This is a genomic window from Streptomyces sp. NA02950 (assembly GCF_013364155.1).
Classification (GTDB): Bacteria; Actinomycetota; Actinomycetes; order Streptomycetales; family Streptomycetaceae; genus Streptomyces.
On the sequence record NZ_CP054916.1, the window covers coordinates 3,107,130 to 3,130,764 of the forward strand.

The following is a 23,635-nucleotide window of genomic DNA, read 5'->3' on the forward strand; positions in this document are numbered from 1 at the left end:
CGATCGGCTACGCGCTCGCTCGATTCACCGGGACGACCGCCTGGATCACCAGCTCACCGCCCACCAATGGGTCGGTTCGCCCTCATGTACGCCCAGCGGCTGAGAGCGGGGTCTTCGCGTATGTGCGGCTGTCCGGCCGCCCGGCCGGGGCGCCCGGAGGGTGACGGGACGGCCCAGCCGTCGTCCCCCGGCCAGGAGTTCAGCGAGCAGGCCGCTGACGCGACGAAGAATCACGCGCCAATTCCCCTGCTTCAGCGGGCAATTGACGGCTCTGGTCACCCTGAGCCCAAAACTCGGTCACCACCCGACGCACCGGCCGTGAGAGAACAGCCGACCTCGGCGGCTCCCTGCGGGAGAGAGCCGACCTAGACCAATGGCGCATTTGGCGTTTTTCGGGTCAAGCACCGATGCTGGGGAGGTTCCCCGCTCCCCGTCCCCCTCCACGGAGCCTCCCCATGCCCGAATCCCCCACGGACATAGCCACCGGTGCGCCGGACGCCCCCGACGCGGGCGTCGACGCGGGCGCCGTCGAGACGCGTGGTATCGAGCCGGTGCCGGAGAGCGAGCGTCACGGGCGCGTGCGCGAGCTCTTTCCCACCTGGGTGGCGGCGAACATCAGTGTGCTGTTGCTCACCATGGGGGCCGGTCTGGTCGTCTCCGGGGGGCTGAACATCTGGCAGGTCCTGGTGGCGGCCGTCTGCGCGCCTCTGGTGTCGTACGGGATCGTCGGCGTGCTGTCGATCGCGGGCAAGCGCGGGGGTTCCCCGGGCATGACGCTCTCGCGTGCCGTCTTCGGGCAGCGCGGCAACCTGCTGCCCGGTGTGGTCACCTGGATCGCCCGCTGGGGGTGGGAGACGATCAATGCGGTGACGGGAGCGTACGCGCTGCTGACCATCCTGGACCTGCTCTTCGGGATCAAGAGCGGTACCGGCCTGATCCTGGCGGCGCTGCTGCTCTTCGTCGGGGCCACCTTCGCGGTCAGCGGCATGGGCCGCAAGGCGCTGCTGGTGTGCAACCGGTGGTCGGCCTACTTCTTCGGCGGCTTCAGCCTCCTGGTCCTCGCCTTCCTGGTCACCGACACCGACTGGCACGCGGTCCTCGCCCGGCCGGCCGGCAGTACGGCCACGTTGATCGCCGGGATCGGCACCATCGCGGCCGGCGGCATCAGCTGGGCGCCCTCGGGTGCCGACTTCACCCGCTATCTGCCGCGCTCGGCGTCCGGTCGGAAGGTCGTGGCGCACACGGTCGGCGGCGCGGGCATCGTCGTCGTGCCGATGGTGCTCATGGGCGGTGTCATGGCCACGGGCACGCCGGACCTGGCGTCCGCCTCCGACCCGGTGTCGTTCATCGGTGAGCTGCTGCCGGCCTGGCTGGCGGTGCCGTATCTGATCATCGCGCTGGTGGGGATGCTGCTGATCAACAGCCTGTCGATGTACTCGGCCGGTTTCACCGCGCAGACGCTGGGCATCCGGGTGCCGCGCGCCTGGGCGGTGAGTGTGAACGCGGTGATCAGCCTGGTCGGCGGGGCTCTGCTGATGCTGGTGGCGACCAGCTTCATCAGCTCCTTCATCGCCTTCCTGACGCTGCTGGCGGTCTCCTTCTCGGCCTGGGTCGGCGTCTTCGGCGTCGACATGCTGCGCGGCCGGACCTACGACGGCCAGGCGCTGATGGACACCACCCGCGGCAGCGCCTACTGGTACCGGGGCGGCTTCGCCTGGCAGGCCGTGACCGCCTGGGCCGTGGCCCTGACCATCGGGCTGTGCCTGACCTCGGTGTCCTGGTTCTCCGGGCCGCTGTCGGGCACCTGGATCGGCCGGAACGGCCTGGGCTGGGTGGCGACGATCGCGGTCGCGGCGGGCCTGTACGCGGTGCTGCCGCGCAAGCACGGGCCGTCGGCCGCGGCACCCGGGCGCGGGCAGAGCGACGAGCACCGGGAGCGGGAGCCCGCCCCGGCTCTCGCCCGCTGACCCTTCGGGCCTCCGGGCGCTGTCCGGACCGGGGGCTGCCTCGCGACGCCCTCGGCGGGGTTCCTCTCCGGCCTCGCGGGCCCCGGCCCCGCGGGTCCCGGCCCCGCGGGTCCCGGCCTCACTGGCCCTGGCCTCGCGAGCCCTGGCCTCACGGCCCCGCGGGTCCTGGCCTCACCGGCCCCGACGTAGCCGGGATCACAGTCCTGCCCGGAATGGGGCATCGCGGCGAGCGGTTGCTTAGTACAGCACCTGCATAGTTGCCAAAGTCAACTGTTTCGCCAAGGAGCCCCAGTGACTCTTCCCGCTTCCGCCGACCGCGCCGCTCAGATCCTGTCCCGGCCGGTCTCCCTGAACGGTCTGACCGTTCCGAACCGGATCGCCATGGCGCCCATGACCCGGCAGTTCTCCCCCGGTGGCATCCCGGGTGCGGACGTGGTGTCGTACTACGCGCGCCGGGCCGCCGCCGGCGTCGGTCTGATCGTCACCGAAGGCACGTACGTCGGGCACGAGTCGGCCGGGGAGAGCGACCGGGTCCCCCGCTTCCACGGCGAGGAGCAGCTGGCGGGCTGGGCGAAGGTCGCCGAGGCCGTGCACGCGGCGGGCGGGAAGGTCGTGCCGCAGCTGTGGCACATCGGCATGGTGCGCAAGGCCGGCAAGCCCCCGTTCCCGGATGCCCCGGCGATCGGCCCGTCCGGCATCCCCGTCGTCCCCGTCGACGACGGCACCGAGGGCGCCGAGAGCTCCGGCAAGGCGATGACGCGCCAGGACGTGGACGCGGTCATAGGGGCGTTCGCCGACGCCGCGGCCGCCGCGGAGCGCATCGGATTCGACGGGGTCGAGCTGCACGGCGCGCACGGCTACCTCATCGACCAGTTCCTGTGGTCGAAGACCAACCAGCGCACGGACGCCTACGGCGGTGACCCGGTGGCCCGTACGACGTTCGCGGCGGAGCTCGTGGCCGCGGTGCGCGCGGCTGTCTCGCCCTCGTTCCCGGTCATCTTCCGCTACTCGCAGTGGAAGATGGGGGCGTATGACGCGAGGATCGCGACCACCCCGGAGGAGCTGGAGGCCATCCTGACCCCGCTGGCCACGGCCGGTGTCGACGCCTTCCACGCCTCGACGCGCCGCTACTGGCTCCCGGAGTTCGACGGCTCCGACCTCAACCTCGCCGGCTGGACGAAGAAGCTCACCGGCAAGCCGGTGATCACGGTCGGTTCGGTCGGCCTGGACGGCGAGTTCATCCGCAGCTTCCAGGGCGAGGGCGCCGCGGTGAAGGACATCGACAACCTTCTCGACCGCCTGGAGCGCGAGGAGTTCGACATGGTGGCCGTGGGCCGCGCGCTGCTCCAGGATCCCCAGTGGGCGGCGAAGGTGCTGGAGGGACGGCTCGGGGAGCTGGCCGCGTACGACGTGGCGGCGCTGCGCACGCTCAGCTGAGTGACGGCGCGGGCGGCGCCCTCCTGCCGAGGCGCCGCCCAGGCCCCCGTAGGGGCACCGCCTGCGCACCGTCCCACTAACATCGTGTGCCGTCACGGCAGTTCACAGCCTTGGGGCTGAAGCCAGGGGGGACAGGGCGTTGGAAGCGTTGGGTCGGAACGAGCCCACGGAGATCGCCGGGTACCGGGTGCGGGGCAGGCTCGGTGTCGGGGGTATGGGCGCCGTGTATCTCGCGTACACCCGCGGCGGTCAGCCCGTGGCGCTCAAGGTGATCCGTGACGAGTACGCCCAGGACCCGGAGTTCCGGCGGCGGTTCGCGCGCGAGGTCGAGGTGGCGCGGCGGGTGCAGGGGCCGTACACCGCGTCCGTGGTGGACAGCGACACCGACAGCCCGCGCCCCTGGCTCGCCAGCGCGTACGTCGCCGGGCCCGCGCTGAGTACGGCGGTGAACGCGTACGGGGCGCTGCCGCCGACCACCGTGCTCCAGCTGGTGGCCGGAGTGGCCGAGGCGCTCCAGTCGATCCACCGGGCGGGGCTGATCCACCGCGATCTGAAGCCGTCCAATGTGCTGCTGGCCTCCGACGGACCGCGCGTCATCGACTTCGGTATCGCGCACGCCATGGACGCCACGGCGCTGACCGGGCCGGACGTACGGCTGGGCACGCCCGGGTTCATGGCGCCGGAGCAGATCGCGGGGCGGGACGTCTCCCCGGCGCGGGACGTCTTCGCCCTCGGCCTGCTGGCCCATTTCGCCGCCACCGGTGCGCACCCCTTCGGCGAGGGTTCGTCGCACGCGCTGCTGTACCGGATCGTGGCCGAGGAGCCGGACCTCGACGACTGCCCGGAGGTGCTGCGCGGACTGGTGGACCGTTGTCTGGCGAAGGACCCGCAAGAGCGCCCGACGCCGACCGGAGTGATCGAGATCTGCCGGGAGCTGGCGGGCGAAGGGCTGTTGGAGCGCGATTCCCGGGGGTGGCTGCCCGAGGCGGTGGCCGGGCACGTGGCGCGACGGGAGCGGCGGCAGTCGGACGCGCCGAGTCCTCCCTCCGGGGCGCCGGACGGCACGGGGCCCGGCAACTCGGTGCCGGACAGCCCCGCGCGCAGCTCCATGCCGGTCAGCCCCGCGCCGGACGTCCGACCGGATGTTCAGGCCCCCAGCCCCGGCGGCGCCGCGGGCCGTGCTCCGGACCCCCGCGTTCCGCACTCCTCGGCCTCCGTCGTCCCGCCCGTCCCGTCCAGCGCCCCGCCCGCGCCTCCCGTGTACTCGCCGTACACGCCGGACTCGCCGTACGCGCCGCAGCGCTCCCAACCGCCGTCACGGTCCCGGGCGCGCGTCGCGCTGGCGGTGGTGGCTGCCCTGGCGGTGATCGGCGGGGGTGTGTTCACCGTCGTGAAGCTCACGGGCGACGATGGTACGCACAAGGACGCCGACGCCAAGGGCGGCTCCATCGGGAGCGGCGGCAAGGGCGGTCTCGGGGACATCCTCGTGGGCGGCAAGCCGGTGACCGGTTCGAAGCACACCGCCAACGCCACGTTCCCGTACAAGCGCACGTACACCGACGGTGCCCTCTACTACCCCGTGACCGGCCAGGCGTCCCAATCCTTCGGCGCGAGTGGGCTCGAAGGGGTCTACCGCGAGGTTCTCAACGGCACGGAGGACGGTCTGAAGGCCCCGGGCAACGTCGTCACGACCGTGGATCCGGCCGTGCAGAAAGCGGCGTACGAGGCCCTGGGCGACGCCAAGGGCGCGGCCGTTGCCGTCGACCCGTCGAACGGGGAGATCCTCGGGATGGTGAGCACGCCGTCGTATGACCCGTCGTCCTTCGCCGGGAGCACCTCCGACGACCAGGAGGCCTGGCGGAAGGCCAACAACGACAAGGACAAGCCGTTGTTGAACCGCGCGCTGAGGAGTACCTACCCGCCCGGCGCGACGTTCGAGCTGGTGGTGACGGCGGCGGCGCTGGAGAACGGTCTGTACGACTCGATCGACGAGGCCACGGAGAGCCCCGAGCCCTACGCCCTCCCCGGCAGCACCACGGTGGTGCGCAACGGGGACGGCGCGGCACACTGCGAGAACGTCAGCCTGCGCGTCGCGCTGCGCGAATCCTGCAACACCGTCTTCGCGAAGGCGGCTTCCGACCTCGGCGAGGAGAAGCTGCGGACCATGGCGGAGAAGTTCGGCTTCAACAACAAGGAACAATTCACGCCGGTCGCGGCCGCCGAAAGCACGTACCCGAGCGGCGCCGACCGGGCGCACACCGCGCTCTCCGGCCTCGGTCAGGGCGACGTGACGGCGACCCCGCTCCAGTTGGCGATGGTGTCCGCGGCACTGGAGAACGACGGCACGCTGGTCGCGCCGCATCTGGTCTCGCGGGTGACGGACGCCGAGGGCAGGACCCTGCGCAAGGGCTCGGACCACGCCACCACCCAGGTGGTGAGCGCGGCGACGGCGGGCGCGCTGCGCTCGGCGATGGCGGACGTCATCGCCCACGGCGCGGGCCGCGCGGCCCGCGTCAGCGGCGCCGACCTCGGCGGCCAGCCGGGCACGGCCAGTGGTGCGGGCACGGGCGCGGGGGCGGGGGCGGGGGCGGCTAATTGGTTCACCTCGTACGCGCGGAGCGGCGGGGGCGGCGGCAAACGGGTGGCGATCGCGGTGGTCGTGGAGGACGACGGCCCGGACGCGGACGGCCAGAACGGGGGCAGCCGGGCGGCCGGGACCGCCAAGCGGATCATGCGGGCGGCGATCGGCTGACCGGCGGGTGCAACGGGGGTGCGTGCCCTCCCGGTTCACCCCGGCCCCGTGGGCGCACCCAGCAGCTGCCGCATCGACTCCGCCGCGCGGACTGCCGCGTCCGCGCAGCAGTTGTTGAACAGGACGTGCACCTGCTCGGCTCGTTCGGCCATTCCCTGGATGCGCGGAACCCACTCCGCCAGTTCCCCCTGTGTGTAGGTATGGCGAAACCGATCCTCTTTGGTGCCGGAACCCCAGGCGTCGTTGCGCCCGTGGAAGCGCGCCACCGCGAGCCGGGGTGAGGTGACCGGGGTGACCGGAGGTATGGAGACGGGCAGGGTCTGGGTCATGTCCACGGCCACGGCGGCCATGTCCCAGTCCGAGAGCGCCGCCACGCTCTCGGCCCACTCGTCGTCCCGCCACCAGCCGGGATGCCGGAACTCCACGGCGACGGGCCACCCCTCCGTACGTCGTGCGCAGTGATGGAGGAATGCCTTCGCCCGTGCGTCGCCCGGTGCGAACCAGGGCGGGAACTGGAAGAGCAGGGTGCCGAGGCGCTCGCTGCGCCTCAGCGGTTCGAGCGCTCCGCTGAACCGTTGCCACACCTCGTCGAGCAGCCCAGGATCGACGTCCTGGTAGCCCGCGCGCCGGCTCCGCTGCCCGTTCAGCGCGGGACGCAGATCGGCGGGCAGGGCGTTCGGGTTCGTGGGGTGCCCGGTGAGCAGGGAGAATGCCTTGACGTCGAAGCGGAAGCCGTCCGGGGTGCGTTCGGACCACAGGGCGCTGTTACGGGCGCTGGGGAGGGAGTAGTACGTGGCGTCGACCTCCACCACCGGGAACCGGGCGGCGTAATGCCGCAGCCGCCCCGCCGCGTCGCGCAGCCCCGGCGGGTACCAGCCGCTGGACAACAGAGCGCGGTCCGTCCACGAACAGGTGCCGACCAGAAACTCGTCCATGCCCTGCCGACTACCCCGGGCCGGTGAGATCAGGGCGAGGGCTCCGGGGGCCAGTCGACCATGGCGTTGAAGACGCAGTACAGGATGAACACGGCGCCGGGCACCAGCAGCGAGAGGATGCCGCGCCGGAAGCGGTAGCTCCGGCGCCAGGGCAGGACCCAGCCGGCCACGAGCAGCGCCAAGGGGAGCAGAAGGCCCCAGAAGTACACCGTGGCGGCCGGTGGCACGCTCGCGTTGCAGCGGCTGATCTCGGCGCTGGAGCCGACGTCGCACGCCATTCCCGCGAACCCCACGCCGATGGAGAGGAAGAAGGTCAGGGGGAGGGAGAGGAGCATGGAAAGCAGGGGTGGGATCCAGGCTCTTCGGTCGAATGCGTCCGGTGCCGGGGTGCCCGGTGCCGGGGTGTGTGCTGCGCTGTCGGCCATGCACACCACCTCACCCCGGCCGGGGGTGCCCACGCATGAGTCCTCCTACTCAGATCGCCCTGTCGTCAAGGGGTCGGGGCGCGTACGTACCGCTTTTCGGTGACACGCCGACCTTCGCGCGTCCGTACGAGACGTCAACTCCCATAATTTGTATGTAAGTTCATGTTCATGGCGCCCCTGGGGAGAGAGCGTGTCATTCGATGGGGAATGGAGTGGGCTGCGCGCCGAGGCGGCGTCCCGGATGCGGGTCAACAGCGCGGGCAACGGCTCATCGAGCGGGGATTCAAAAGATCTCGTGGTGCACCAGGACGATCTGGGGCGAGTCGGCCATGAGGCGTTCTTACTCCACGCCCGTCTGAAGAAGGCGGGCGATATGACCCGGGGGGCGAAGGACGACGGCGCGACGGCCAAAGCCGCGCAGTCGCTGGGGGCGCACCACTTCACCATGGGCGATGCCCTCACCACCATGGCCACGATGTGGAACGACCAGCTCAAGACGTTACTCCAGGCCTGCGCCCATATCTCCAACGGTCTCGACTACACCAAGAAGTCACAGGCTCATACGGACGAAGAGATCGGCGCTTCCATGACGCATCGGAACGGAAGCGCCATGTCGGTTTCCGGGATCTCCCGCTACTACCGGTAGAGGGGGGCGGTGATCATGGCCCGTCTGACGTTCGACGACCTTTATCACGTCTCCTTCAAGAGTCTCGGCGCGGCGGCCGACGACTGGAAGGAGATGGTGGACCAACTGGACACGCTCGCCACGGATGCCAAGGACGGCATGGTCAAACAGTCCGACGCGGCGCGCTGGTCAGGGGTGACCGCCGATGTCACCCGGCCGTTCGTCCGCAAGACCGGGAAGGAATTCCGGGACGCGCACACTGAGGCCAAGGCCATCTGCAGCATGCTCCGGGACGCGCACACGGATCTGACGGAGATCCAGTCCGACCTCAGGACCGCCGTGGACGTCGACGCCAAGAAATCGCACATCAGGGTCACCGGGCTGGACGGCGGCACGGTCTCATGCGTGGCGGTGGGCCGCCAAGGGGACACCAATCAGGAGACGCCGAAACAGGCCGGTGAGCGGGAGGCTCTGGAGAGCCGGATCAACGGACTCATTGCGCAGGCGGACGAGATCGACAACTCCGTGACCCGCGCCCTGAAGAAGATCCACGGCGGTGACAGCCACAACTTCGGCCACGCGACATATGACTCGCTCGATGACGCACAGGCGGAACGGGCCGTTTACCTCGCCAGGCAGGCGCTCGAACCCGGCAGGGGCTGGGAGAGCAAGCTCAGCGGGCCGGAGCTGGCCGAGCTGAAGCAGCTCCTCGCGGGGAATCGCAAGGACCGTGAGTTCGCCGTGGACTTCTACCAGTCCCTCGGCGCCACGAACGCCTTGCGCTTCCAGGAGCAGATCGCGCTCGGCGCACCGGATGGTGCCGACACGGCGCGGTTCAAGCTGGCGCACAGCATTCAGGTCAGTATGGGCGAGGCATTGGCGACGGCGACCCGGCAGCCCGGTGGCGAGGACAACCCCAACACCGCCTTCCGCGAGGACAAGGACTATCTCGGGAAGTCATGGGTGAACGAGTTGAAGCGGGTGGGGAAGGAGTATCTGCCGTCCGATCCGTGGGGACGGGTCGGTGCCGTTCACGGCTATCAGGTCCTCTCCACACTGCTGCGTCACGGGAAGTACGACAAGGACTTCCTCGTTCCCATCGCACAGGACATGGTCACCTTCGACCGCAAGAACCCGAACGAGTGGGTGTGGGCCGAAAGGCCCGGCGGGGAGCAGGACTGCCGTCTCAATCTCGGCAAGAAGGGCGGACTGGGGTGGGACCCGATCCCGGGACTCCTCGAGGGGCTGGGCCACAGCCCGGAGGCGTCGACGGAGTTCTTCCACGAGTCCACGGGTGGGGGGAGGGACGACGGGCTCGAGAAGCTCCGCAATCTGGACTACTTCCTTGGTGACAAGGACGGCAAGAACCACCGTTGGTGGGCCGCGGATGAGGCGACGGACATCTTCGGCGGGGGCGCCAAGGGCGCGGACTACGGCAAGGAGGCCCTTGGTCATGCGCTGGAGTCCGCCACGTCGGGGCGGGCGTACGACAGCGCGGGCCCCGCGAGGGATCACACCCTGGATCAGGCGGAGTTGTTCAGCACGGTGGTGAGGAAGGTCGCGGCGAACCCCGATCTGTTCAAGGGGGAGGGTGGACTCGCGCCGATCGCGGGGAGTCTGGGGAATATGTCGGCGGAGTACATGCACGACATTCAGCGGGTGTATGCGGGTGGGGACGACAGCGGCTACATCAAATCGACTGGGTTCGCCCCCGACGTGACCGAGAGTGAAGACTTGGGTGTCCTGGATCGATTCCTGAAGACCACAGCGGAAGATCCAGAGGCATACGCGAGCATCACTCAGGCCCGGCAGACCGTCACCACTGAAATGATCCGCGAGGCGCTCACCCAACGTGGCGAAGGGGACAGTCTTGCTCAACTCGCCGCATCAGCGACAGACCCTGGCGGGAGAATCGCGGGCCTTACAGCCACAGGGCGGGCTGATGCCATCGCCGCCGCTGACAACAGTGTCGAGAAGATCGAGGAGTACAACGAGAAACTGGCTGACAGAGACAAGTGGGTCGGCCGCTTCGTCGATCTCGGCGCGAGCTATGTCCCCGTAGCGGGTGACGTTCTCAGCTGGGCATCCGAGGACATCCGAGAAGCAACACTGGAGCACATGATCAAAGACCCGGAGGGTGCGGCCCGGCAGATCGAGGAGAACCGAGAAGCGTATGTGAACAGCGAGCGCGAACGTACTGCGCAGGCAACCAAAAGAGCTTTCTATAGCGTTGCGACGGATGCCGGTCTCGACCCCACCAGCAGCAGCGTCAAGCGTGCCGCCACCGAGGTCTACCAAAGGTCCAGCAAGGCCAATTCGATGGAAACCCTCTAGGAAGCGGGCTGTTCACGGATGTCGCTCTCGTTACGGATCCCTGGCGGCAGAGCAATAGCCGCCCTCGTCGTCGTATTCGCAGCCTGCGGCGGATCATGGTGGCTGGTGTCCAGCACTCGGTCCGACGATGCCGTCAAGGTGCCCGAGAAGATCTGCAACGATCGCGTGTCCGGGGACGAGGCAACCCCCCTTCTCCCGGCGGAAGGGGCCAAGTTCGAGGAGGAGGCGATTCAGTTTGGCGCCCCTCAATCCTCCGGCAGTTGCCGACTCAAGAGGGGCGACGCAGAGGTGTACGTCACCTACCTGGCCGGTCAGGGAAACTACCCACGCGAACGCATCCAGAGCAAGGGAAACCCCGCCTCCCTGGGAGACGCCTACGGATATCTTTCCGACAAGGGAGGAATCTCGCTTTACGTCCCCTGCGGCCCATCCCCCGCAAGGGACAGTCAGAACCGCCTCATCGTCGGTACCAGCGCCTCCGTGGTGCGGGACACCGTCAAGTCAAGCGGTGCGCCCGGCCAATCGACCCCGGGGCTTCGCGCGCTGTCCGCGTTCGCGGCCCAGGCGGCGCGCGACATCGCTCAGGATTGGTTCAAATGCCCCGGTGCCGACCGGCTCCCCGACGGGCCCGTCACCATCCACTGGGGCCGCTAGCCGCCCCGCGGGCACCGCAGGTCAGGGGCGGTGTGGTTCGGGGAGCAGGTGACCAGGGCCAGGGAGAGGAAGGACGTACGGCCCAGGTAGAAGCCGAATGAGACGTCACCGCCGTGGGACAGCCGCTCCGCGGCCGTGGTCACCAGGCGGGCCAGGCGGGCGGTGTCCGCTTCCTGCTGGGAGAGGAAGCCGGGGGCGTGTTCGGTCAGTTCGCGGCCCAGCCAGACCGCCGCGTCCTTCGGCTCGTCGAAGGTCGCGCGGATCGCCCGGGGCGACTTCAGCAGCCAGTGGGCCGTTTCCATCGGGGGCAGCTCGGAGCGCCGGAAGGCATCGAGGAGCGACCGGTAGTACTCCTCGTCCTCCGCGGTGACGGGCGGTCGGGGACGGTCCGGCAGACGGCGGAGCGCCTCCCTGTCGAACAGTTCCTTCTCGCCCAGCCACGTATACGCGTGGATGTGCACGCGACAGCCGTTCCCGCCGCCGGGCTGAAGGAAGGCCCCTGTTGGGGTGACGGCGGCCGAAGGCCGGGCGCCGTCACTCCTCCACGGTGATCTCCGCCACCGAGTCGTAGAACGACAGATGGTTCTTGATCTCCGCCACCGCGTCGATCGGCTGCGGATACGCCCACACCACATCCGGCCGCAGCGCGCCCCCACTCTCCGCGCCGATGAACGTCCAGTACGCCGCTTCCCCCTTGAAGGGGCAGGTGGTCGTGGTGTCGGTCGGCTCGAACAGGGTCAGGTCCACATCCTCCGGCGGCAGGTAGTACCGCACCGGCAGGCCCGTCTCATGGACGAGCAGCGGGCGCCTGGACTCGGCGACGACCCGGCCGTCGATCGTGACCTTGACGTGCTGCGAGCCGCGGACCACATCCACGCGGTGCCCGCCGCTGCCGCTTCCGGTCGTGGGGTGGGGTGCGTGGGTCGACATGACCGCGTCCTCCTCGGACTTCTCGGGTGGTTCCGCACTCAGTGCGTTCCGGACGCGTTCCGGACTCAGTGCGTTCCGTACTCACATGAACGTACGGCCGAGTGCACACATTCCGGCGTCCCTACACGTCCACGGTGTTGTCCTCGCGGGGCCAGGCGTGGCCCTCGTGCGTCTCCACCTCGCGGTTGAACCGGGTCAGCATCTCCTCGAAGCGGGCCACCTCCCCCGGCGTCCAGCCCTCGAGAAGCCCGGCCAGGGCGGCCCGGCGGCGGTCCCGTTCGGCGGTGAAGCGGTCGGCGCCCAGGGTGGTGGCGCGCAGTTTGCGGGCGAGGCCCCCGTCCGGGTCCGGGATGCGCTCCAGGAGACCGCCGCGGACCAGGGTCCCGGTCTGGCGGTTGACGGTCGAGACGTCCAGCTGGAACGCGTCCGCGAGCTGGCCGATGGACATCGCGCCCTCCGCGTCCAGCCGGGAGAGCAGCAGATAGGCGGAGCGGTCCAGGCGGTCCGGGCCGCACAAGGGTGTCAGCACATGACATCGGGCGACCAGCATCAGCTCGCGTTCCAGCCGCTCCAGCACGCTTCCTCCTCACCGCCCCCGTACTCCTCCTTGACAATGTGCATCGTACACATCCTGTGTAGGATGCACATCATTCGTTGTCCCGTGAACTTGTTTGGAGGCGGGCACTCGCATGCCCCAGTCAGCCCCCACCCGTGTCGAGGAGCCCCAGAGCGCCGCGTCGCCGGGCTCGCCGCTTCCGCGCGAGGTCGGCGGCGGCTTCGTGGCCGTCCTCGCGTTCTGCGGCATCGCCGTCTCGGTGATGCAGACGCTGGTCGTCCCGCTGGTGACCGAACTGCCCCAGCTGCTCCACACGACCAGCTCGAACGCGTCCTGGGTGATCACCTCCACCCTGCTCGCGGGCGCCGTCGCCACGCCCGTGATGGGGCGGCTCGGCGATATGTTCGGCAAGCGCCGGATCCTGATGGTCGCCCTGGCCCTGCTGGTGATCGGCTCGCTGACCTGCGCCGTCACCTCCGACCTCGTGGTGATGGTGGTCGGACGGGCCATCCAGGGCGGGGCGATGGGCGCCATTCCGCTCGGCATCAGCATCATGCGGGACGAACTGCCTCCGCAGAAGCTGGGCTCCGCGATGGCCCTGATGAGCTCGTCGCTGGGGATCGGCGGTGCGCTGGGGCTTCCGGCCGCCGCGTTCGTCGCCCAGCACACCAACTGGCATGTGCTGTTCTACGGGGCCGCGGCGATAGGCGCGGTCGCGATCGCGCTGGTCCTGATCGTGGTCCCCGAGTCCAGCGTCCGCACGCCCAGCCGCTTCGACTTCATCGGTGCGATCGGTCTGTCCGCGGGGCTGCTCTGCCTGCTGCTGCCGATCACCAAGGGCGCCGACTGGGGCTGGTCCAGCACCACCACCCTCGGGCTGTTCGGGGCCTCCGCGGTGATCCTGGTCCTGTGGGGCCTGATCGAGCTGCGCATCGCGAACCCCCTGGTCGATCTGCGCACCACCGCACGCCGTCAGGTGCTGCTGACCAACCTCGCCTCGATCATGGTCGGCTTCTCCTTCTACGCGATGTCGCTGATCCTCCCCCAGCTGCTGCAACTGCCGGAGGCCACCGGCTACGGCCTCGGCCAGTCGATGGTCATGGCCGGGCTGTACGTGGCGCCGATGGGCGTGGCGATGATGGCCGTCTCCCCGCTGTCCGCGCGGATCAACGCCGCGAGCGGCCCCAAGGTGTCGCTGATGCTGGGGCTCGTCGTGATCGCCGCGACGTACGGCGCGGGCACCGTGATGATGGACCACGTCTGGCAGATCGTGGTGCTGTCCGTCGCGCTCGGCATCGGTGTCGGCATCGCGTACTCGGCCATGCCGACGCTGATCATCAGCGCCGTTCCGGCCGGTGAGACGGGCGCGGCCAACGGGCTCAACACCCTGATGCGGTCCATCGGCATGTCCACCTCCAGCGCGGTGGTGGGTGTGATCCTGGCGCACCGGACCACCAGCTTCGGCGGTGTTCCGCTGCCGAACACGGACGGGTTCAAGACATCGTTCGCCGTGGCGTGCGCCGCCGCGGTCGGCGGTCTGCTGATCGCCCTCTTCCTGCCCGCGCGGCGCCGGACCGCCGCCCTGGCCGCCGGGAACCCGGCCGCCACGTCCGAGCCGCGGGACGGCGGTGACGTCGACGGGGCGGACGCCGAGGTCGTCACGGAGGCCGGAACCGAGGCGGAGGCCGGAACCGTCGTGGCCGGGACCGTCGTGGCCGAGGCCGCCACCGACGAGACCGCCGACGACGAGCCCGTCACCGGCCGGCTCGTCCACGGCCGCGTCCTCGGCTCCGGCGACGTTCCGCTCGCCGGCGCCGCCGTCACCCTCATCGACACCGGCGGTCAGCAGCTCGGACGTACGTCCAGCGGCCACGACGGCCGCTACCGCGTCGCCGTCGCCGACGCCGGGAACGTCGTCCTCATCGGCTCCGCTCCCGGCCACCGCCCGCAGGCCGCCACCCTGCTGGTGGCGGATCAGCCGGTGGTCTGCGATCTGCGGCTGACCGGCGGTGGCACCGGGCTCACCGGCTCGGTGCGGGCCGTCGGCGGAGAGCCGCTGGCCGGGGCGACCGTGACCGCGACCGGCCCCGACGGAGCGGTGGCGGGCGCGGCGACGGCCGACGAGAAGGGGGAGTTCGCGCTGCCGGAGCTGGCCCCCGGCCCGTACACCGTGACCCTGGCCGCCGACGCGCACCGTCCGCACGCCACCCAGGTCGAGCTGACCGGTGGCGAGCCGGTGCGCGTGGACGCGGAACTGCCGCCCGCCGCCCGGGTCCGCGGCACCGTACGGGGTCGGGGCGGGCGGCCGCTGGAGGACGCACGGGTCTCGCTGCTGGACTCCTCGGGGGACGTCGTCGGGCAGTTCATCACCGGCGAGGACGGGACGTTCGGCTTCGAGGGACTCACCGGTGAGCACTACACGGTGGTGGCGGGCGGTTACGCCCCGACGACCCGGCCGGTCACGGTCGGCGGTGCGGAGCCCGCGGAGGCGCGCGACGTCGACTTCCTGCTGACCCACGGCAGCTGACCCACGGCGGCTGATCCACGGCGGACCCACGGCGGCGGACCCACGGCGGTCGAGCCGCCACCCCCGTCACAGACGTCATCAGCACACGGTGCGGCGCCCCGGGCGCCGCACCGTGTCATTCCTCCTCTTCCTCGGGCAGGCTCTCCCACGCCTCGCCCTTGCGGAACAGCTCGAACCCCTCCTCGTCCGCGATGGACTCCGCCTGGGCGCGGCTGCGGAGGGAGATCTCGTACGTGTGGCTGTCGACCGTCGCGTGTACACCCTCGCCGTCGGTGATCGTTTCGATCGAGTGCGTCTCATAGATGACGCGCCCCGGCTCGGTCTTGCTCCAGACCACGTGCATGCTCACTGCCATCGGACCCACTCCCGAAGACGAGTCCCCTGGTTTCAGGGTCTCACCTGCGCGCCCCGTCCACATGGCCTGACGCTTTCGCCGCTCAAGCCGCGCGTCAGGGGGTTCCTGATACGAAGGCGGTCGGCCGGAGCGGGAGGCCCGCGCGTCCCGGTCCCGCGAACCCTCGGCGGAAGGAACCGTTCACCATGACCAGCATCGCCCGCGGCGCCGACGCCTGGCTCAGGCGGTACCAGGAGGCCCCGGACAGCGCGATACGGCTGCTCTGCTTCCCCTACGCCGGAGGGTCGGCCGGCTACTACCTGCCGGTGGCGAAGGCGCTGGCACCGTCGGTCGAGGTGCTCGCCGTGCAGTACCCCGGGCGGCAGGACCGCTACCGGGAGCCGTGTCTGGACGATCTCCACGAGCTCGCCGACGCCGTCGCCGCCGCCGTCCAGGAGCGGGACGGGATCTTCGACCGGCCACTGGCGCTCTTCGGGCACAGCATGGGGGCGACGCTCGCGTACGAGGTGGCGCTGCGCCTGGAGGCGCGGGCCGGGGTGACGCCCGCCGCGCTGTTCGTCTCCGGGCGGCGCGCCCCGTCCACCCGGCGCGCCGAGACCGTGCACCAGCGGGACGACGACGGGGTGCTGCGCGAGCTGCGGCGGCTGAACGGGACGGACGGGGAGGTGTTCCGGAACGAGGAGTTGCTGCGGCTGGCGATGCCCGCGATCCGGGGCGACTACCAGGCCATCGAGACCTACCGCTGTGCCCCCGGGCAGCGGGTGAGCTGCCCGGTCACCGCGCTGACCGGGGACGCCGACCCGAGGACGACCATCGAGGAGGTGCGGGTCTGGCAGCAGCACACCACCGGCACCTTCGAGTACCAGGTCTTCCCCGGCGGGCACTTCTATCTCAACGACCAGGTGCCGGCCGTGGTGAAGACGATCGCCGAGCGGCTGCGGACGTTGTCCGGGGCCTGACGCCAGCGGTCCCGGTCCCGGCGGCAGCGGTCCCGGTTATGCCCGGGGCCGGGTCCGGGCCCCCGTTCCGCGTCCGCCGAAGACCGCCACGTTCAGCAGGGCCAGCACCGCCAGCGCGCCCCCGCACCACATCACCCCCGTCGGCCCCGCACCGTCCGCCACCCGGCCACCGAGCAGCGCCCCCAGCGCTATCGCCACGTTGAAGACCCCGACGAACAGGGCCGACGCCGCCTCGCGCGCGTCCGGCGCCGCGTGCAGCACCCATGTCTGGGAGGTCACCGACACCCCGCCGTACGCCAGCCCCCACAGCACCAGCAGCGCGGCCGCGCCCGCCGGTGAGCCGCTGGTGACCGGGACCAGCAGCTCGGCCGCGGCCAGCGGTACGAAGATCGCCACGAGGGTGCGGCGCGGGTCGCGGTGGGCGGTGGCGCCCGCGAGGAAGTTTCCGGCGATGCCCGCCACCCCGTACACCAGCAGCAGGGTGCTGATCAGGCCCGGGCGCACCCCCGAGACGTCCTCGAGCACTGGGCGGAGATAGGTGTACGCGCAGAATTGGCCGGTGACCAGCAGCAGGGTGGTGATCAGGCCGATCCGCAGCCGGACGTTGCGGAACAGCCCGGGGACCTCGCGCAGCCGGACCGCCTCCGTGGCGGGCAGCCGCGGCAGGGTGACCGCCATGGCGGTGGCCACGGCCAGCGACAGCGCGGCCATCACCGCGAACGCCGCCCGCCAGTCGATCAGGTCGCCGATGAGCGTTCCGGCCGGTACGCCCAGCACCGAGGCCACGGCGATCCCGCTGAAGACGACCGCGGTGGCGTGGCCCGCGGACCTCTCCCGTACCAGCCGTACGGCGAGCCCGGCGGCGATCGACCACACCCCGCCGATGCTCACCCCCACCAGGACCCGGGCGACCAGCAGCACCGGGAAACCGGGGGCGAGGGCGGAGAGCAGATCGGCGGCGGCCAGCAGCCCCATCAGGCCGGTCAGCACCAGCCGGCGGTCGAGCCGGGCCGCGCCGACGGTGAGCAGCGGGGCGGCGACCGCGGCGACGATCCCGGGAACGGTCATGGCCAGCCCCGCCGTACCGTCCGAGACGTGCAGCGCGGATCCGATGGAGGTGAGCAGTCCGACCGGCATCATCTCGGTGGTGACGACGGAGAAGGTGCCGAATGCCACGGCGACGACGCCGAGCCAGGACCTGAGCGGCGAGCACAGGGGGCCTGACCCTGATGTGCCTGCCGGAGCGGTGAGTTCCGTGGTAGGGGACATGGCTCCAGCGAACTGCCGTTCCGGGCGGGGAACAACGGCGTCCTTTTCACCCTTCCATGAGCGAGGCTCATCGATCCCGGTGAGCCGCCCGGGAGGAGGGTGATGAGCGGGCTGGAGATCCGTGAACTGGAGTGTTTTCTCGCGCTCAGCGAGGAGTTGCACTTCGGGCGTGCGGCGGAGCGGCTGTACGTCTCGCAGAGCAGGGTGAGTCAGCTGCTGCGCGCACTGGAGGGGCGGATCGGCGCCCGGCTGCTGGAGCGCACCAGCCGCCGGGTCCGGCTGACCCCCCTGGGCGAGCGGTTCCTGGCCGAGCTACAGCCCGCCTACGCCGCGCTGCGCGGGGCGGTCGAGGGGGCCCGGGACGCGGCGCGCGGCGTCGAGGGGGTGCTGCGGGTCGGGTTCCAGGGGGCCGTCGGTGAACGGCTGATGGCGGCGATCGCGGCCTTCCGGGACCGGCACCCCGGCTGTGAGCTGGAGACGGTGGAGGTCCCGCTCGCCGATCCGTTCGGCGCGGTGCGGAGCGGGGAGGTGGACGCGGCCGTGGTCTGTCTGCCGGTCGCCGAGCCCGACTTGGTGCTCGGCCCGGTCTTCTCCCGGCAGCCGCAGCGGCTGGCGGTCGGCGGTGGCCACCGGCTCGCGGGCCGCGCCGTGGTAGGGGCGGAGGAGCTGGCCGACGGCCCGCTGATCTCCCCGGCCGGGCCCGCCCCGCGCTACTGGCGGCACGCCATGGCGCCCGCGACGACGCCCGGCGGGCGGCCGGTGCCACCCGGGCCGCGGGTGCACACCCTCCAGGAGGGGCTGACGGCGGTGGCGGCGGGGCGGGGCGCGATGCTGATGTGCGCGCCGACCGCCGAGTACCACGGGCGCAGCGCGGTGACGTTCCTCCCGGTGGAGGGGGTGCCGGAGTCGGCCCTCGGGCTGGTGTGGCGGCGGGCCGACGCGACCGCGCGGGTACGGGAGTTCGGCCGGGCGGTGCACGAGGTCTGCGCGGCGCGGGCCTGACGGCGAGCGGCGGCACCGGTTCCGGTTCCCGCCGCCCGGCCCGGATGGCCGGAGGCGAAGGGAACGGTGTGCTGCGGCGCTTGGGTGGCACTCCGATGCCCCCGGCCACGTACGTCCTCGGCAAGCTGTGGCTGACGCTGGTCACCGGGATCCGGGAGACCAGCGTCAGTCAGCTCGTCAGGGCGACCGGTACGGGTCGGGGTGGCGGTCTCCTCGCCGCACGATACGGTCCTGGGACCGGTCCGGTGGACACGGACGCGGGACGGCGTCTCCGGTTCCGGGCCGAAGGACGGCGGCGCACCAGAACCGCCTGGCGGCACCGGCCCCTGTCCCCACCGGGCGGGGCCGGACGCGGGTGCGGCACGGGCACGGCGACCCGGCCCGCATGCGCTTCCCGGCCCCCGGCCGACCCGGTCAGCCGGGAGCCGGGGCCGCCAGGCGCGGGGGCAAGTCCCTCCGCATGCAGACCCGCGGCCACCGGTCCAGACCGTGTCGGGCCTCGCTGCGGCGGATCTCCCGCAGTCCGGGGGTGAGTTCGTCCTCCGTCAGTGTCCGGAAGCCGCACCGCGCCGCGTAGTACGGCGCGTTCCACGCCACGTCCACGAAGGTGGTCAGGGTCAGCGCCGGTGCGCCCTCGGCGGCCGCCCGCGCCGCGATGTGGTCGATCAGCGCACGTCCCACCCCGCGTCCGGCGGCGTCCGGGTGGACCGAGAGCTGCTCGATGTGCACATTGCCGTCGACGGGGTCGGTGATCAGATAGGCCATCGCCCGGTCGGTGCCGTCCACCGCGACCCAGGCCCGCCCGGCCCGCTGGTAGCGGCCCAGCTCGGCCAGGCTCAGCGGCTCCTCGTCGGCGACCTCGTCCATCCCCACGTCCCGGAAGCACAGCCCCGCCGCACGCTCTATCTCCTGGAGGACGGGAAGGTCCTCGATGGTGCTCGTTCGAATCCGCACACCACCATCATCCTCCGGCCCGTGTCACAAAGAGGTGCCCCCCACCGCCGTGGAGAGCACCCTTTGGCCGTTCTTGTTGCTCTTGTTGCACTACATATGCCACCGGACCGACATCACCCCAATGACCTCGGTATTCCCGGTGGCACTGATCACGAAGGTAACAAGGGCCATGTCACAGAGCGGTGTTGACGGTGTCACGTCCCCGCCACGCGGAGTCCGCCGTGGGCGTGTCGCCGCGCGGGAACCGCGCCGGTGGGGTCCCGCGTCGTACCGATCATGACTGTGGAGGCGAAGCGCCTGGCCGTTGACTGGGAGTGCATCCGGCACGGCTACTACCCCGGCAGCCGGGAGGACATCGACGCGGTGGTCCTGGACTGTGTGGACCGGCTCGGGCGGGCCCGGGCCGCGCGGCGCACGGGGCGTGCCGACCCCGCCGGAACGGCCTTTGCGGCGCTGGGCCTGGTGCTGATGTCCGGCTATGTGGCGTGGGATCCCGGGCCCGGGGTCGCCGACCGGAGTGTGGCCGCGCTGCTCGACGTCGCCGGGGACGCCCGGGAGCCGTGCGACCACCCGGACCACCCGGCCGACGAGGACGATGTCGAAACGCTGCTGGAACTCCTCCCCCAGGTGCTGAAGATGATCGGCGACCCCGCGGGCGGTCACGGCGGCTGGGACGACTTCGCCGAGGAGTCCGCCGCCGAGGACGAGTCCGCCGCCGAAGAGGAGTCCGCCGCCGACGCCGAATCCCGCTGGCGCTGCCCGCACAACATCGCCGCCTTCGCCGTGGCGGCCGCCGAGACCATCCGTCCGGGGTCGACCGGCTGACGCCCCGAGGCGGCGCCCCCGGGCAGCGCGGGACACCGCCGACCGCCCTCAGCCGCCCTCCGCGCCCTCGGCGATGGCCTGCGCGACCTCGGCGGTGCGGGCCGCCTCCTCCGCGGCGAAGCGCTCCGCGTCCAGGCGTTCGGCGAGTTCCTCGTCCTGGCTCATCAGCAGGTCCAGATTGCTGTCGCCCAGCTCCAGCACGCCCATGTCGACATAGGCCCGCTGGAGCCGTTCGCCCCACAGTCCGATGTCCTTCACACACGGCACGATCCGGCTGAACAGCAGCTTGCGGAAGAGGTGGAGATAGGGCGAGCGCTCGCTGAACTCCTCGGCCTCGGCCTTCGGGATGCCGAGGTTCTCCAGTACCTCGACCCCGCGCAGCCGGTCGCGCATCAGATAGCAGCCCTCGATGACGAACTCCTCGCGCTCGCGCAGCTCCGCGTCGGTCAGCTGGCGGTAGTAGTCGCGCAGCGCCATCCGGCCGAAGGCGACATGGCGGGCCTCGTCCTGCATCACATAGGCGAGGAGCTGCTGCGGCAGCGGCTTGTCGGTGGTGTCGCGGATGACGCCGAACGCGGCGAGGGCCAGGCCCTCGATGAGCACCTGCATGCCCAGGTAGGCCATGTCCCAGCGGGAGTCGCGGAGAGTGTCGCCCAGCAGGGCCTGGAGGTTGTCGTTGATCGGGTAGAGCATCCCGATCTTCTCGTGGAGGAAGCGCCCGTACAGCTCGGCGTGGCGGGCCTCGTCCATGGTCTGGGTGGCGGAGTAGAACTTGGCGTCGAGGTCGGGTGCCGTTTCGACGATCCGGGCGGCGCACACCATCGCGCCCTGCTCGCCGTGGAGGAACTGGCTGAACTGCCAGGCGACGACATGGCGCCGCAACTCCCCGCGCTCCTTCTCGGACATCCCGTCCCAGTACCGGGTGCCGTACAGGGCGAGGGCCTCGTCGGGGGTGCCCAGCGGATCGTACGGGTCCACCTCCAGGTCCCAGTCGATCCGCTTGGTGGCGTCCCACTGCTTGTCCTTGCCCTTCTGGTAGAGGGCGAGGAGCCGGGCACGATGGTCGTCGTACTCCCAACTGAAGCGTGCGGAACCGCCGGCCGGCACCTTCCACATCGGGTTCCCGGGATCCATCGCGTAGAGCTCATGCGTCGGCACCGACGCCCTCCTTCACCTCGCTCCCCCGTGAACGGACGCTTTTTCGGCAGGCTCACACGGGCTGACCGAACGGTCAACAACACCTTCACAGGGGATTGACGCGCTTGCTGACACGCAGTCTCATAAGAGGAGTTCGCCGGTCACCCGATGACCCGGCGCCGTGTCCGAGCCATCAGCGAGGTGCCCTCAGCGATGACGACCATGACCGAACCGCCCGCGCTCCGGGACGCGCTCGGGCTGATCAAGGATCGGGAGCGGGTGGCCGAGCGGCTGCTCCAGTCCTCCGCCAAGCACTCCTTCGACCCGGACAAGGAGCTCGACTGGGACGCCCCGTTCGAGCCCGACAAGTGGTACTGGCCGCCGGAGCTGGTGTCCTTGTACGACACCCCGATGTGGCGGCGGATGTCGGAGGAGCAGCGCGTCCTGCTGTCCAGGCACGAGGGGGCCGCGCTTCTCTCGCTGGGCATATGGTTCGAGGTCATCCTGATCCAGCTGCTCACCCGGCACATCTACGACAAGCCCGCCACCAGCGCCCATGTGCGCTACGCGCTCACCGAGATCGCGGACGAGTGCCGCCACTCGATGATGTTCGCCCGGCTGATCAACAAGGGTGGTATCGGGGACTATCCGGTCTCCCGGTTCCACCACAATCTCGCCCGGTTCTTCAAGACGGTCTCCACCACGCCCGGTTCCTTCACCGCCACGCTGCTCGGCGAGGAAGTGCTCGACTGGATGCAGCGGCTGACCTTCCCCGATGACCGGGTGCAGTCGCTGGTGCGCGGGGTGACCCGGATCCATGTGGTGGAGGAGGCCCGCCATGTGCGGTACGCGCGCGAGGAGCTGCGCCGCCAGATGGTGACCGCGCCGCGCTGGGAGCAGGAGCTGACCCGGGTCACCTCGGGCGAGTTCGCCCGTATCTTCTCCCGCGCGTTCGTCAACCCCCGGGTGTACACGGACGTGGGTCTGGACCGGCGGGAGGCGGTGGCGCAGGTGCGGGCGAGCGGCCATCGGCGCGAGGTGATGCAGACCGGCGCCAAGCGGCTGACCGATTTCCTCGACGACATCGGGGTGCTGCGGGGAGCGGGCCGCCGGATGTGGCGGAGCTCGGGGCTGCTGGCGTAGGTACGCCGTGCACGGACCCCGCGCCCTGGCGCCCCGGACCGGGGCGGTTACGCTGCCAGACATGACGACAGGCAGCGGCACCGCCCCGGCACGACCGGAGGCAGCACCCCCGGCGACGGACCGCCCCGCGGTCGCGCGCCGCGGGACCTACCGCAGGCTCAGCGTCGAGGCGCGGCGGGCCGAACTCATCGCCGCCGCGCTGGATCTCTTCGCCCACCGTGCGCCCGAGGACGTGTCGCTGGACGATGTCGCGTCGACGGCGGGCGCCTCCCGCCCGCTGGTCTACCGCTACTTCCCGGGCGGCAAGCAGCAGTTGTACGAGGCGGCGCTGCGCAGCGCCGCCGATGAGCTGGAGCGGTGCTTCGAGGAGCCGCGGAGCGGTCCGCTCAGCGCCCGGCTGAGCCGGGTGCTGGACCGCTATCTCGCCTTCGTCGACGAGCACGCCACGGGTTTCAGCGCACTGCTCCAGAGCGGCAGTGTGGCCGAGACCTCGCAGACCAACGCCATCGTCGACGAGGTGCGGCGGGCGGGGGCCGAGCAGATCCTGCTGCATCTGGCGGTCAGGGAGCCCAGCCCGCGGCTGCGGATGATGGTGCGCACCTGGATCACGGCGGTCGAGGCGGCGTCGCTGGTCTGGCTGGACGAGCACAAGCAGCTGCCGGTGGAGGAGGTGCGCGACTGGCTGGTGGACCACTTCGTGTCACTGCTCTGCGCGACCGCGGCCTGTGACCCGCAGACGGCGGCGGTGACCCGGTCCGCGCTGGCACTGGAGCCCGCGCAGGGACCGGTCGGCGTCCTGGTGCGCCGGATGCTGCCCGTGGTGGGTGAGGCGGCGCATCTGCTGTGAGA

The 23,635-nt window shown here is 71.0% G+C and carries 21 protein-coding genes; 12 read left to right on the forward strand and 9 right to left on the reverse strand.

The annotated features are described in order from the left end of the window. Window positions 1–455 precede the first annotated feature (455 nt). The 3 genes from HUT19_RS13040 (at window position 456) to HUT19_RS13050 (ending at window position 6,156) form a co-directional block, all read left to right on the forward strand. Window positions 456–1,967: a cytosine permease gene (locus HUT19_RS13040; RefSeq protein ID WP_176180634.1), complete on the forward strand. Its 1,512-nt coding sequence runs from the start codon at window positions 456–458 to the stop codon at window positions 1,965–1,967. Between the two features lie 291 nt (window positions 1,968–2,258). After that, window positions 2,259–3,404, forward strand: coding sequence for an NADH:flavin oxidoreductase (locus HUT19_RS13045; RefSeq protein WP_176180635.1), 1,146 nt, complete (start codon window positions 2,259–2,261; stop codon window positions 3,402–3,404). 139 nt (window positions 3,405–3,543) lie between these two features. Beyond that, window positions 3,544–6,156, forward strand: a complete 2,613-nt coding sequence (locus tag HUT19_RS13050) for a penicillin-binding transpeptidase domain-containing protein (protein WP_176180636.1) — start codon at window positions 3,544–3,546, stop codon at window positions 6,154–6,156. A 35-nt stretch (window positions 6,157–6,191) separates the two neighbouring features. Here the strand turns inward: HUT19_RS13050 and HUT19_RS13055 are convergent, their stop codons facing one another. Next, window positions 6,192–7,091 carry a DUF72 domain-containing protein gene (locus HUT19_RS13055; protein WP_176180637.1) on the reverse strand — a complete coding sequence of 300 codons (900 nt, stop codon included), beginning with the start codon at window positions 7,089–7,091 and terminating at the stop codon, window positions 6,192–6,194. 29 nt (window positions 7,092–7,120) lie between these two features. Further along, complete coding sequence (locus tag HUT19_RS13060) at window positions 7,121–7,516, reverse strand: hypothetical protein (RefSeq protein ID WP_176180638.1); 396 nt, start codon at window positions 7,514–7,516, stop codon at window positions 7,121–7,123. A gap of 190 nt (window positions 7,517–7,706) precedes the next feature. On the opposite strand from HUT19_RS13060, the gene HUT19_RS13065 reads away from it, so the two are divergent. The 3 genes from HUT19_RS13065 to HUT19_RS13075 all read left to right on the forward strand — a co-directional run bounded on the left by HUT19_RS13065 (window position 7,707) and on the right by HUT19_RS13075 (window position 11,129). Beyond that, the gene (locus HUT19_RS13065; protein WP_176180639.1) at window positions 7,707–8,162 is read left to right on the forward strand and encodes a hypothetical protein; all 456 of its coding nucleotides are present in this window, start codon (window positions 7,707–7,709) and stop codon (window positions 8,160–8,162) included. Window positions 8,163–8,177: 15 nt separating this feature from the next. Beyond that, entirely contained in the window at window positions 8,178–10,475 is a 2,298-nt protein-coding gene (locus HUT19_RS13070) for a DUF6571 family protein (RefSeq protein WP_176180640.1), read from the forward strand. A gap of 138 nt (window positions 10,476–10,613) precedes the next feature. Further along, the gene (locus HUT19_RS13075) at window positions 10,614–11,129 is read left to right on the forward strand and encodes a hypothetical protein (protein WP_176180641.1); all 516 of its coding nucleotides are present in this window, start codon (window positions 10,614–10,616) and stop codon (window positions 11,127–11,129) included. Here the strand turns inward: HUT19_RS13075 and HUT19_RS13080 are convergent. From HUT19_RS13080 to HUT19_RS13090, 3 genes are all read right to left on the reverse strand, one after another. Then, window positions 11,126–11,590: a hypothetical protein gene (locus HUT19_RS13080; RefSeq protein WP_176180642.1), complete on the reverse strand. Its 465-nt coding sequence runs from the start codon at window positions 11,588–11,590 to the stop codon at window positions 11,126–11,128. The two genes, HUT19_RS13075 and HUT19_RS13080, sit on opposite strands and share 4 nt — an antisense overlap. A 73-nt stretch (window positions 11,591–11,663) precedes the next feature. Next, window positions 11,664–12,059, reverse strand: coding sequence for a DUF427 domain-containing protein (locus HUT19_RS13085; RefSeq protein ID WP_176180643.1), 396 nt, complete (start codon window positions 12,057–12,059; stop codon window positions 11,664–11,666). A gap of 121 nt (window positions 12,060–12,180) precedes the next feature. Next, window positions 12,181–12,609 carry a MarR family winged helix-turn-helix transcriptional regulator gene (locus tag HUT19_RS13090; protein ID WP_176186822.1) on the reverse strand — a complete coding sequence of 143 codons (429 nt, stop codon included), beginning with the start codon at window positions 12,607–12,609 and terminating at the stop codon, window positions 12,181–12,183. Window positions 12,610–12,748: 139 nt separating this feature from the next. Between HUT19_RS13090 and HUT19_RS13095 the strand changes: the two genes are divergently transcribed. Beyond that, a complete protein-coding gene (locus HUT19_RS13095) occupies window positions 12,749–15,142 on the forward strand; it encodes an MFS transporter (RefSeq protein ID WP_176180644.1) in 2,394 nt (797 codons plus the stop codon). Window positions 15,143–15,257: 115 nt separating this feature from the next. On the opposite strand, the gene HUT19_RS13100 is transcribed toward HUT19_RS13095, so the two are convergent. After that, window positions 15,258–15,497: a hypothetical protein gene (locus tag HUT19_RS13100; protein WP_176180645.1), complete on the reverse strand. Its 240-nt coding sequence runs from the start codon at window positions 15,495–15,497 to the stop codon at window positions 15,258–15,260. Window positions 15,498–15,682: 185 nt separating this feature from the next. Here HUT19_RS13100 and HUT19_RS13105 point away from each other — a divergent pair, with 185 nt between their 5' ends. Then, window positions 15,683–16,456 (forward strand): thioesterase II family protein, encoded by a 774-nt coding sequence (locus tag HUT19_RS13105; protein ID WP_176180646.1) that lies wholly within the window; start codon window positions 15,683–15,685, stop codon window positions 16,454–16,456. Between the two features lie 36 nt (window positions 16,457–16,492). Here the strand turns inward: HUT19_RS13105 and HUT19_RS13110 are convergent, their stop codons facing one another. Further along, window positions 16,493–17,632, reverse strand: coding sequence for an MFS transporter (locus HUT19_RS13110; protein ID WP_368661691.1), 1,140 nt, complete (start codon window positions 17,630–17,632; stop codon window positions 16,493–16,495). A gap of 195 nt (window positions 17,633–17,827) precedes the next feature. Between HUT19_RS13110 and HUT19_RS13115 the strand changes: the two genes are divergently transcribed. Further along, the gene (locus HUT19_RS13115) at window positions 17,828–18,727 is read left to right on the forward strand and encodes a LysR family transcriptional regulator (protein WP_176180648.1); all 900 of its coding nucleotides are present in this window, start codon (window positions 17,828–17,830) and stop codon (window positions 18,725–18,727) included. Window positions 18,728–19,141: 414 nt separating this feature from the next. Here the strand turns inward: HUT19_RS13115 and HUT19_RS13120 are convergent, their stop codons facing one another. Next, window positions 19,142–19,681: a GNAT family N-acetyltransferase gene (locus HUT19_RS13120; protein WP_176180649.1), complete on the reverse strand. Its 540-nt coding sequence runs from the start codon at window positions 19,679–19,681 to the stop codon at window positions 19,142–19,144. Window positions 19,682–19,957: 276 nt separating this feature from the next. Here HUT19_RS13120 and HUT19_RS13125 point away from each other — a divergent pair, with 276 nt between their 5' ends. Further along, window positions 19,958–20,506, forward strand: coding sequence for a hypothetical protein (locus HUT19_RS13125; RefSeq protein WP_176180650.1), 549 nt, complete (start codon window positions 19,958–19,960; stop codon window positions 20,504–20,506). A gap of 48 nt (window positions 20,507–20,554) precedes the next feature. Here HUT19_RS13125 and HUT19_RS13130 read toward each other — a convergent pair whose 3' ends face one another. Then, window positions 20,555–21,664, reverse strand: coding sequence for a ferritin-like domain-containing protein (locus HUT19_RS13130; RefSeq protein ID WP_176180651.1), 1,110 nt, complete (start codon window positions 21,662–21,664; stop codon window positions 20,555–20,557). Between the two features lie 192 nt (window positions 21,665–21,856). On the opposite strand from HUT19_RS13130, the gene HUT19_RS13135 reads away from it, so the two are divergent. Continuing rightward, window positions 21,857–22,786 carry a diiron oxygenase gene (locus HUT19_RS13135; RefSeq protein ID WP_176180652.1) on the forward strand — a complete coding sequence of 310 codons (930 nt, stop codon included), beginning with the start codon at window positions 21,857–21,859 and terminating at the stop codon, window positions 22,784–22,786. A 61-nt stretch (window positions 22,787–22,847) separates the two neighbouring features. After that, window positions 22,848–23,633, forward strand: a complete 786-nt coding sequence (locus tag HUT19_RS13140) for a TetR/AcrR family transcriptional regulator (protein ID WP_176180653.1) — start codon at window positions 22,848–22,850, stop codon at window positions 23,631–23,633. Window positions 23,634–23,635 lie beyond the last annotated feature (2 nt).

Coding starts and splice junctions, on each gene's coding strand:
- HUT19_RS13125 (WP_176180650.1), top strand. CDS start 19,958: ATGACTGTGGAGGCGAAGCGCCTGGCCGTTGACTGGGAGTGCATCCGG.
- HUT19_RS13100 (WP_176180645.1), bottom strand. CDS start 15,497: ATGGCAGTGAGCATGCACGTGGTCTGGAGCAAGACCGAGCCGGGGCGC.
- HUT19_RS13115 (WP_176180648.1), top strand. CDS start 17,828: ATGAGCGGGCTGGAGATCCGTGAACTGGAGTGTTTTCTCGCGCTCAGC.
- HUT19_RS13135 (WP_176180652.1), top strand. CDS start 21,857: ATGACGACCATGACCGAACCGCCCGCGCTCCGGGACGCGCTCGGGCTG.
- HUT19_RS13055 (WP_176180637.1), bottom strand. CDS start 7,091: ATGGACGAGTTTCTGGTCGGCACCTGTTCGTGGACGGACCGCGCTCTG.
- HUT19_RS13040 (WP_176180634.1), top strand. CDS start 456: ATGCCCGAATCCCCCACGGACATAGCCACCGGTGCGCCGGACGCCCCC.
- HUT19_RS13140 (WP_176180653.1), top strand. CDS start 22,848: ATGACGACAGGCAGCGGCACCGCCCCGGCACGACCGGAGGCAGCACCC.
- HUT19_RS13090 (WP_176186822.1), bottom strand. CDS start 12,609: ATGCTGGTCGCCCGATGTCATGTGCTGACACCCTTGTGCGGCCCGGAC.
- HUT19_RS13085 (WP_176180643.1), bottom strand. CDS start 12,059: ATGTCGACCCACGCACCCCACCCCACGACCGGAAGCGGCAGCGGCGGG.
- HUT19_RS13095 (WP_176180644.1), top strand. CDS start 12,749: ATGCCCCAGTCAGCCCCCACCCGTGTCGAGGAGCCCCAGAGCGCCGCG.
- HUT19_RS13070 (WP_176180640.1), top strand. CDS start 8,178: ATGGCCCGTCTGACGTTCGACGACCTTTATCACGTCTCCTTCAAGAGT.
- HUT19_RS13060 (WP_176180638.1), bottom strand. CDS start 7,516: ATGGCCGACAGCGCAGCACACACCCCGGCACCGGGCACCCCGGCACCG.
- HUT19_RS13105 (WP_176180646.1), top strand. CDS start 15,683: ATGACCAGCATCGCCCGCGGCGCCGACGCCTGGCTCAGGCGGTACCAG.